The organism is Parabacteroides sp. PF5-9 (assembly GCF_029893105.1).
Taxonomy (GTDB): Bacteria; Bacteroidota; Bacteroidia; order Bacteroidales; family Tannerellaceae; genus JARXWG01.
In genome coordinates this window covers 21692-30541 of the sequence record NZ_JARXWG010000035.1, presented here as the reverse complement: position 1 = coordinate 30541, position 8850 = coordinate 21692, and the positions used below count along the sequence as shown (strand labels likewise).

9 protein-coding genes are annotated in these 8850 nt (G+C 41.0%); 1 reads left to right on the top strand and 8 read right to left on the bottom strand.

The window, feature by feature from the left end; all coding sequences use genetic code 11:
• Positions 1 to 105: 105 nt before the first annotated feature.
• Genes M2135_RS15075 through M2135_RS15065 form a run of 3 tightly spaced genes read right to left on the bottom strand, consistent with a single transcriptional unit; the run spans position 106 to position 2791 of the window.
• Positions 106 to 1203: an endonuclease/exonuclease/phosphatase family protein gene (locus M2135_RS15075; protein WP_280749354.1), complete on the bottom strand. Its 1098-nt coding sequence runs from the start codon at positions 1201 to 1203 to the stop codon at positions 106 to 108.
• A 12-nt stretch (positions 1204 to 1215) separates the two neighbouring features.
• Positions 1216 to 2097, bottom strand: a complete 882-nt coding sequence (locus tag M2135_RS15070) for a rhomboid family intramembrane serine protease (protein WP_280749353.1) — start codon at positions 2095 to 2097, stop codon at positions 1216 to 1218.
• The gene (locus M2135_RS15065) at positions 2078 to 2791 is read right to left on the bottom strand and encodes a rhomboid family intramembrane serine protease (protein ID WP_280749352.1); all 714 of its coding nucleotides are present in this window, start codon (positions 2789 to 2791) and stop codon (positions 2078 to 2080) included. Before M2135_RS15065 ends, M2135_RS15070 begins: the two co-directional genes overlap by 20 nt.
• Positions 2792 to 2975: 184 nt before the next feature.
• Here M2135_RS15065 and M2135_RS15060 point away from each other — a divergent pair, with 184 nt between their 5' ends.
• Complete coding sequence (locus tag M2135_RS15060) at positions 2976 to 3248, top strand: HU family DNA-binding protein (protein WP_280749351.1); 273 nt, start codon at positions 2976 to 2978, stop codon at positions 3246 to 3248.
• Between the two features lie 194 nt (positions 3249 to 3442).
• On the opposite strand, the gene M2135_RS15055 is transcribed toward M2135_RS15060, so the two are convergent.
• From M2135_RS15055 to murC, 5 genes are read right to left on the bottom strand one after another with little or no spacing between them, the layout of a single operon-like run.
• Positions 3443 to 3892 (bottom strand): GatB/YqeY domain-containing protein, encoded by a 450-nt coding sequence (locus tag M2135_RS15055; protein ID WP_280749350.1) that lies wholly within the window; start codon positions 3890 to 3892, stop codon positions 3443 to 3445.
• A gap of 12 nt (positions 3893 to 3904) precedes the next feature.
• A complete protein-coding gene (gene ftsZ, locus M2135_RS15050) occupies positions 3905 to 5269 on the bottom strand; it encodes a cell division protein FtsZ (protein ID WP_280749349.1) in 1365 nt (454 codons plus the stop codon).
• On the bottom strand, positions 5262 to 6710 hold the full coding sequence (gene ftsA / locus M2135_RS15045) for a cell division protein FtsA (RefSeq protein WP_280749348.1): 1449 nt from the start codon (positions 6708 to 6710) through the stop codon (positions 5262 to 5264). The genes ftsZ and ftsA overlap by 8 nt, the downstream gene beginning before the upstream one ends.
• 5 nt (positions 6711 to 6715) lie before the next feature.
• Entirely contained in the window at positions 6716 to 7444 is a 729-nt protein-coding gene (locus M2135_RS15040) for a cell division protein FtsQ (RefSeq protein ID WP_280749347.1), read from the bottom strand.
• A 20-nt stretch (positions 7445 to 7464) separates the two neighbouring features.
• Entirely contained in the window at positions 7465 to 8850 is a 1386-nt protein-coding gene (murC, locus tag M2135_RS15035) for a UDP-N-acetylmuramate--L-alanine ligase (protein ID WP_280749346.1), read from the bottom strand.

The following is an 8850-nucleotide window of genomic DNA, read 5'->3' as shown; positions in this document are numbered from 1 at the left end:
AAAGTTTCGCTGTACATACGATGTTTCTTTTTTGACATAAATTATTTGTTATTTATGTGGCAAAAAAGTGTCAACCTTTTTCAGTGTAAGACAAAAAATCTGTTTTTATTGCAATTGCAGATAACACCATACCGGGTAATGGTCGGAGTATTTTACTTTGTCTACTTTACAATTGAACGATTGCATGTTGGACGAATGTAAAATATTATCTATCCTGAACCAGAAAAAATTCTGATTATAAGTCGCACCCATTCCACGACCCGAAGCGGCAAAAGCATCGATCAAATCGCCCTGAATCACATGATGGGTATAAGAGATAGGCGTATCATTGAAGTCGCCACACACAAGCATATAATCTCCTTTGGTATTTTCTATTTTTTGGGCAACAGCTTCGGCCTGTTTAGCCCGTATCCTGAAAGCATCACTCAATTTATGAAGAATAGGACCACGCAATTCACCTAAGCTTTCCGAGTCTAAATTACGGAAAACACTCGCATACTGACTCTTGTCTTTAGACGTTAACTTAAAGGATTCCAGATGGTTGTTGATCAGAATCAGTTTCTTCCCGTTGACATTGATTTCATGGACAGACGATCCGTTGTAATTGCTTTCATAATTGATCTTTTTGGAATTACTGATCGGGTATTTGGAGAATACGGCTAATCCGTTCGTTTGAGCACCTCGTTGATTGATACGGATAACAGATCGGAAAGGATACATCTTCAACGCTTTGAACAGACTTTCGGAGGTCAATCCTCTTCCGGATCGAACCACCGCATATTCCTGCAGACATACAATATCAGCATCAGACGATGCGATATATTCAACAATTTTATTGGGTTCTTGGGCGGTATGGGCTTTATTCCCAAAAGCCATTACATTATATGTAAGGATTTTCAAAGTGTTTTCTTCCGGAATTTCTGCGGTAGCGTGAAAAGGAAAATAACGCCCGACGGCTCCCCAACAGAGGAAAAAAGAGACTAAACCGACCAGAAAATAGTTCCATCGTTTCACAAAGAGCCAAACCATCGAGAAACAACCATTCAGCACCCCTAAAATCGGGAAAGCCAAACCGACAAAAGCCATAAACATACTTTTCTCCGGAGAGATCTTATCCGAATAAGCGGCAAGTAAAAACAACACAATCACTAAAAGGTGTGTTGCAACAAATAGTATGCGAAGCAATGCCTTTAAAGTTTTCATACCACATCTCTGCTATTTTTTACTCGCATCAAACAGCCTTTTCTTCTCTTCACCAGACAGACTCTCATATCCTGAACGTTTGAGTTTATCCAGAATGGCGTCCAGATCTGCATTTTCCTGATTTTTACGTGCATGATACGCCTGATCGGTTTCGGGGCGTTTATAGGTGACATGCATTTTAGGTTTACGTGGCTTTCCTAAATTGACAAACCAGTCGATGATCCGATTCATCGGAGCCGTCAGATCTTTCCCTTTTTGCATGCGTGCAGCAAACCAGATACCTAATAATGCACCTCCGATATGGGCAATATGCCCCCCTGCATTGGTGGATGTCATTGCCAATAAATCAAGCAACAATGAAAAAAGAGCCAGATAGATCAGCTTGATTCGCCCGATTAAAAAAAGATTGATCTCATACTCCTTCCGGTAGAAAGAGACTGCAAAAACAATGGCCATAACAGAAGCCGAAGCGCCGATCAGATAACTCGACGAGGCTATTTCCTGGAAATAGGGGAATATATTATAGGCCAGCATAAACAGGATTGCTCCGGCTATACCGCCCAGAACATACAGACCTCCTAATTGCCGCTCGTTAAAAAACAGAAGAAATATTCCGCCGAACCAATACAGCCACAAGAGGTTAAAGAGGATATGTAAGAAGTCATAATGACTAAACATATAGGTTACGACGGTCCAAGGATGATAAAACAGTTGCTGCGGATCGGAAGGCATCTGCAACCAGGTTAAAAGAGAGAAATCCCGGATATTGAACAGAAGGAATAATACGGCCGTCAACCGGATGATAACAAATATCCCAACATTAATATAGATCAGTTTAGTTAAGATATTCCCCGAACGAAATGTTCGTTTTAAATTAGAAAAAATAGCGTCCATCTTTTTTCTTCCAATACCGTAATAATATATAACCGAACAACATACCACCTAAGTGAGCGAAGTGAGCCACCGAGTCGCCTTGGAAATTGGCAACACCCATAAAGAGCTCTATCAACCCATACCCAATCACAAAATATTTTGCTTTAATCGGAACGGGAATAAACATGACATACAGAGGGATATTAGGAAACATAACACCAAAAGCCATCAGAATGCCGAAAACGGCTCCGGATGCACCTACCGTAACAAAGAAGTTCAGGTATTCGCTTTTTGTAATGAGTTCTACGCCATTCAAGTTAATCATCTCATAACTACCCGCCAATACCTCGCGCAGTTCGAAAAACCAAACCAACTCCTGCATCAGTCCGGCTCCGATCCCGGTCACAAAATAAAATGTCAGGAATCGCTTAGGCCCCCACACATTCTCCAATACCCGTCCGAACATATACACAGCAAACATATTGAAAAATACATGCGTAAAAGAGCGTGTATCATGCATGAACATGTAGGAGATGATCTGATAAAATTTAAAATCGGTCGCCCCCGGGAAATGAAGTCCCAGCAATTCAATCAGGTTAATCCCCACCTTAGGCAACGCAAGAGTGGCTACCCAGAACAGCAGGTTTATGATAATAAGATTTTTTGTTACAGGAGGGATGGAACTAAGGAATCCTCCGCTATTTTGATTCATCATATTTCAACATCGTATTTAACACAAAGGTAAATATATTTTGAAAGTTTTCCCTGTTTTTGGCGTAAATCATAGAGAAACAGCAAAAAAACAAGTGATTTTTTTTGTGATATATTAAAATAAAACTACATTTGATGCCAACTTAAGGCTATCACAAGAATTGTTTAATTATAATTATCAATCTATCATGAACAAAACAGAATTTATCAATGCAGTATCTGAGAAGTCAGGTTTAAGCAAAGTCGATGCAAAAAAAGCTGTTGACGCTTTTATCGACACAGTTTCTAATGAGTTGAAAGCAGGTGGAAAAGTTGCCTTGTTAGGTTTCGGTTCTTTCTCTATCGCAGAAAAATCAGCACGTAAAGGTGTGAACCCTAAAACAAAGCAGCCGATCGATATCCCGGCACGCAAAGCAGTGAAATTCAAAGCTGGCTCTGAACTGAATGATCAAATTAAGTAAGAGATACGCTAATTTTACGAAATTATAAAGAAAAGGGATACTATTTAAACAGTATCCCTTTTCTTTTTTCTATACAAACAGATTCGTCAACGAATCATTTTATTTCTACTGTTTTTTGCTTTCTCAACAAAAGAAGAATGAATCTAAAATTGACTTGAATTCATCTCTGAACCAATATTATCTCTGCATACACATTATGCCAACAAGCGCTTTACGGTTTCAGAAATCAAACGCCCCTCGGTCTTTCCTGCGAGTGCTTTAGTCGCAGTTCCCATCACTTTTCCCATATCTTGAGGGCCGGTGGCACCAACCTGTTCGATGATCTTCTTTAATTCAATTTCCAACTCCTCCAAAGATAATTGTTTTGGAAGATAATTTTCAATCACAGATGCTTCGGCGATCTCTCCTTCTGCCAGTTCAGGACGCCCCTGATCGGTATAAATAACAGCACTATCTTTGCGTTGTTTAATCATTTTCTGGAGAATTTTAGTGGCGGCTTCATCCGTTAGTTCGCCATCACCCCCTTTAGCTGTTTTTGCTTCCAGAAATTCTTTTTTTACACCGCGCAAAGCTTGAAGGCGTATTTTATCTTTAGCTAACATGGCAGCTTTAATGTCATCACTGATTTGTTCAAATAATCCCATATATGTTCTGTTTTATTTTGGATTGTTATCGCGGAAACTAATTTTCGGTTTTCCGCCTAATGAGGTATTATCATGCGGCTTGACAATCGGTATAGGGGAAGACGACTCTTCTGTAAATGCTTTCGCCCGAGCCTCTGTGATGAGGCGGGGTTCACGGTTATAGGTCGGATGATCCTCCAGTAAACCGATGAGATAGTCATCATCAAGTTCTTCGCGTGAGAGCACAACGATATCTACAGGCGTTCCAAGTGTTCCATTCTGGTAGACATAACTGCCATAATATTTGCCATAGAGGTCGCGTTCACGCTGTTCTTTTAATTGACGCTCTTCTTCCTGACGACGCTCTTCTTCGGTCATGTTTACCTGGTCTTTTCGATGCTTTTCTGCAATCTGAGGAATATGATCGATGGTAAATCCTGTGGCCAATAAGGTGATCTTGATCTTTTTTCCCAGCGTATTGTCTACGGCTGTACCCCAGATCACTTCAATATCCCGATTGAATCCCGACATAAAGTCATGAATACCATTCATTTCATCCATACGCAATTCATCCTCTTCGCTAAAATAGACATTGAACAGAATTTTGCGGGCATTCTTCACATCATTATTGCTTAATAATGGTGATTTCAACGCTTCTTTGAAGGCTTGATGAACACGTCCTTCTCCTTCCCCGTATCCGTTACTCATCAGTGCAACACCTCCATCTTTCATGGTCGTATTGACATCGGCAAAGTCGAGGTTTATATGACCGGTAACGGTAACGATCTCTGCTATACTTTTTGCGGCATTAGCCAATGTATCATCGGCTTTCCCAAAAGCATTCTTAAGGGTCAAATCGGCATAGATTTCCCGCAGACGTTCATTATTAATCACCAATAGGGCATCTACATTCTGGGCGATCTCTTCTACACCATTCAATGCCTGAATGATTTTAGGTATTCCTTCGAAAATAAAAGGAATGGTGACAATACCTACGGTTAGAATACCCATCTCTTTAGAGATCCGGGCAATAACCGGAGCAGCACCTGTGCCGGTCCCTCCCCCCATTCCTGCAGTGATAAATACCATTTTAGTGCCATCACTCAGCATATTACGGATTTCATCTACACTCTCTTCGGCAGCCAACCTCGCTATTTCAGGTTTATTTCCTGCTCCCAATCCTTGGGTGATCTCGCGCCCTAACGACAATTTAGTCGGCACATCAGAGCGCTTCAAAGCCTGATTATCAGTGTTGCACAATAAAAAGGTCACATCATGAATACCCTCTTTATACATGTGGGTGACAGCATTTCCACCACCACCACCAACACCGATCACTTTGATTATTTTGTGTACATCATCGGTCGGAAAATTGAAATCTAATGTTGAATCATCCATTGCCTTCCGCTTTACGTTTTAGTTCTTCTTCTTTTTTTCTCTGCTCTTCTTCCTGCGAACTATATTCGTCGTCAAAAAGAGTACGAGTCCAATCTCCTAATAATTGGGAGATAGGCTTTTTTTTCTTTTTGACAGGAACCGGTTCTTTTTCCACTTTTTTCTGTACCAGCTGTTGTTGGGCTACTGGTGATTTAGCCTCTCCTTTGACCTCTTCCTGCGCTGTCGTTTGCTCTGTCTGAGTCTCTTTCGGCTCTTTCTTGGGGACTTTTGGAGTTGAAGTAACGGAAGCGGCACAATTGACCGTTCCTTTCATCAATAGGCCGATCACTGTCGCATATTGCGGGTTATTGGCGATATCCTCTTCATCATCAACAACTAACTCTTTTTTTATTAGTGCATGACGCACATCCATATCCATCCGCCCACGAACAGCTGTTACCAGATTCTTCAAAGAGGCTCCTCCTCCTGTGATTATAACACCTCCTCCTAAGTTTTTGACAAGTCCTGTCTCTTCAATCCGAGCATATACATTTTCCAGAATCTCTCTTGTCCGAGCCTCAACGATATAGTTTAATTCCAACTGTTTGATTTCACGAAGTCCGATGCCGTCGGCAGAACTAACCTGAATGATCGTATCATCATTTTTCTCAAACAATGCACTTCCATACGTTAATTTGATCTGCTCAGCCTCCGTCTCTACGATATGCAGATTGGTAATATCCCTTGTGATCAGATGACTGCCTAATGGTATAACAGAGAGATCGATCAATTTACCTCCTTTATAAATGGTTAAGGTAGTCACACCTGCCCCAAAACCGATCAGGGCACAGCCTAAATCTTTTTCATCCTCAGTCAATACAATATCAGCTAAAGCCAGAGGGGATACAATCATACCGGCAACATCGACTCTCGCTTTTTCTGCAATACTCTTCGTGATGTACTTGCGTAAAGACTGGCGGCCTACGATCAGTTTATAACGGCCTTCTATCCGGTTGGCCGGAGTTCCAATAGGATGCTGTTCAAGCCTGTCATCTAAATAAAAAGAGGGTGATACGGCAGCTAAGACATCCAGATTTTCGAGCCGGCAGTTTCGGCTTTCCTGATACAATAATTCAATTTCGGCCTGAGTAACAACACCGTCGGTTCCTAAAACTTTGGAGGCGGTATAATCAATCGTATGTAACGACTGTCCGCCAATTCCAACATATATTTTACCGATTTCCGCTCCATTGAGTTTATTTTCCAGCTTAAGCTTAAGACGTTTGATCTTACTGGCTGTTTCTTCAATGTTATTTACACATCCTCTACGGATACATGAACCGGATTTTTCTTTTTCTGATGCCAGGATCGAAAGTGTGCCATTCGCATTTTTCTTTCCAACTACTCCTACTATATGCGAAGTGCCCAGATCAACCGCTGCTATGAAGTCTGTGATTGCCATATTATTTAATTTATCGTACAAACGATCTGACCGCTATATTTTAAATTAATCGTATTGTATTTGTCCCAACCTTTTTTAGGTATTACCTGCTTATAGAAAAGTGTCAGATGATCCAGCTTTTCTTCATAATCCTGCAAAGTACCCATTAATATTCGGTGATTCCCCACTTTAGGGATGAGCTCTACCTCGTTCTTTGAATTAATGTATATTTGCTCGATCTGGTTGTCCCAGAATTCGTTCTTTTGCAAAAATAATGCAAATTTGTATAACTCGTTTACTGCATACTCCTTTTCAATATGACCACTTGCCACAGGAACATGTGCAGCATATCGTAAACTCGTCGGCATTGTACGCCCCAAATTGTCGATATAATAATTCCCTTTCGTGCTAATTATCCGCAAGATAGGTATTTTTTGTGTAACTTCAAGTTTTATTTTTCCGGATGGAGTTTTAAACACTTCTATACCGGCGATCATCTCATTCTTGAGTAACTCTGCTTCAATTTTGTCTGTATTAATTGTCCGCATCTTTTGATCGATCGGATTCAAATTGGCGCGTTTTAAAATCGCCAATAGGTCATTCTCGGTAACAAAGTGTTTGTCGAGGCTATCTTTTACTATAATCTCCAGTCCATTGCATAAATTATCCACTTTCGTGTTTTTGAAAAACACAAAGGTAAATGTGAGATAACAGATCAACACACACGCAGATAATATAGACAATACTTTAATCACTTTTCAATTCATTTATGGTATCAATGACTACTTCTTTCTTTCAGCGCCAGCCTGACTGGTTCCAATAACCTGTCAATATCACCGGCTCCAAGCATCAGGACTACTTCGTAATCACCAGTAGCCATAATTTTCGGTAACGCCTCCTTCGAAACCATTCTTTTGGCATTTAAGTCGACCTGGTCGAATATTATTTGCGAGGAGACCCCTGGAATCGGTTCTTCCCTGGCTGGATAGATATCCAACAAGATCAATTCGTCCAACAAAGATAAACTTTTAGCAAAATCATTTGCAAAATCGCGAGTTCTTGTATAAAGATGCGGCTGAAAAACACCTGTTACTTTGCTGGTCGGATACAACGCTTTTACGGAAAGGATACTTGCAGCCAGTTCTGCAGGATGATGTGCATAGTCATCAATCAATACAATATCCTTTTCTTTCAACAGAAAATCAAACCGACGAGCCGGGCCGGCAAAAGAACCCATCCCTTTTTTGATCTCTTCGGAAGAGACGCCATTCAGCCAGGCTAATGCAATAGCAGCAACTCCATTCTCTATATTCACTTTAACAGGAACACCTAACTCTATATCTTGAATGTATATATCAGGACCTACAAAATCAAAAAAGATATGCCCATCCCCTATTCGTATATTCTCCGCATGAAAATCACCGCCTTCTTCGGACGAATAGGTATAAAGACGTACATCCTGCTGCAACCGGGGAGTACACGAAAGGCCTTTTTTCATCACAAGGCATCCTCCCGGACGTATTAACGAGGTGAAATGCGCAAAACTCTCCAGATAGGCTTCCGGTGTTCCATAAATATCCAGATGATCGGGATCTACAGAGGTAATAACCGCCATATAAGGAGAAAGCCAGTGGAAGGAACGATCATATTCATCCGCTTCCACTACGGTGAAATCACTCGTTGATGAAAGCAATAAGTTGCTGCCGTAATTTTTTAATATCCCTCCGAGAAAAGCGCTACAATCCACATGCGATTGTTTCAACAAATGGGCAACCATGGAAGATGTCGTTGTTTTTCCATGTGTACCGGCAATACATAATGCACGGGAATGATTGGTTATTTCACCCAATAACTGTGAACGCTTTAACAGATCAAATCCATTGGATCTGAACCAACACAATTCAGACAGTGAATCGGGTACAGCCGGAGTATATACCACCTGAGTATCTCTTATAGATCTGCAATAATCCGGAATAAGAGAGACATCATCGGTATAATGAATCTCCGCTCCTTCGCGATTTAGCTGTTCGGTAAGATCAGAGGATGTCCGGTCGTAACCAGCCACCCGTACCCCTTTTGAAAGGAAATAACGGATAAGAGCGCTCATGCCGATACCTCCCGCTCCGATAAAATAAATGGATTTTATATTGTTTATAGTCAT

Coding starts and splice junctions, on each gene's coding strand:
- M2135_RS15075 (WP_280749354.1), bottom strand. CDS start 1,203: ATGAAAACTTTAAAGGCATTGCTTCGCATACTATTTGTTGCAACACAC.
- M2135_RS15070 (WP_280749353.1), bottom strand. CDS start 2,097: ATGGACGCTATTTTTTCTAATTTAAAACGAACATTTCGTTCGGGGAAT.
- M2135_RS15065 (WP_280749352.1), bottom strand. CDS start 2,791: ATGATGAATCAAAATAGCGGAGGATTCCTTAGTTCCATCCCTCCTGTA.
- M2135_RS15060 (WP_280749351.1), top strand. CDS start 2,976: ATGAACAAAACAGAATTTATCAATGCAGTATCTGAGAAGTCAGGTTTA.
- M2135_RS15055 (WP_280749350.1), bottom strand. CDS start 3,892: ATGGGATTATTTGAACAAATCAGTGATGACATTAAAGCTGCCATGTTA.
- ftsZ (WP_280749349.1), bottom strand. CDS start 5,269: ATGGATGATTCAACATTAGATTTCAATTTTCCGACCGATGATGTACAC.
- ftsA (WP_280749348.1), bottom strand. CDS start 6,710: ATGGCAATCACAGACTTCATAGCAGCGGTTGATCTGGGCACTTCGCAT.
- murC (WP_280749346.1), bottom strand. CDS start 8,850: ATGACTATAAACAATATAAAATCCATTTATTTTATCGGAGCGGGAGGT.